Origin of the sequence: Campylobacter ureolyticus (assembly GCF_027277485.1) — a bacterium.
Taxonomy (GTDB): domain Bacteria; phylum Campylobacterota; class Campylobacteria; order Campylobacterales; family Campylobacteraceae; genus Campylobacter_B; species Campylobacter_B ureolyticus_B.
Window position 1 is genome coordinate 1 of record NZ_JAPXGQ010000054.1, and the last position, 375, is coordinate 375.

1 pseudogene is annotated in these 375 nt (G+C 23.7%); it reads right to left on the reverse strand.

From position 1 onward, the window contains the following. Positions 1-298: pseudogene (locus O6B72_RS09615) on the reverse strand (relaxase/mobilization nuclease domain-containing protein); the annotation flags it as partial. Positions 299-375 lie beyond the last annotated feature (77 nt).

Here is a 375-nt window from a genome sequence, read left to right on the forward strand (position 1 = left end):
CTTTTGGATAGAGTTTGTGGTAGTTGTATTTAAAATTTTCAAGCAACACAAGAGCCTCTGACCTATCTTTGTAATTAGCCATTTTCATCTCATTAATTTGATTAATTTTATATGAAATTTTATCAAGCTTGTTAATCTCACTTAAAAGAGCTTTGTTTTTCTTATAAATTATTTGGTTGTTTGCTTTTAATTGTTTAGCTAGTTTATATGATCTTTTATTTTTCTTTTTAACATATTGTAAAAACAAAGCCAAAAGCTCGGCATTTTGCTTTTTAAGGATATTTAATTCATCATTCATGCTATCAATTTTATTTTTAGTAGTTTTATAAATTTCTTTATTTTTATCCTCCATATTAAAATAATAATCTTGCAATT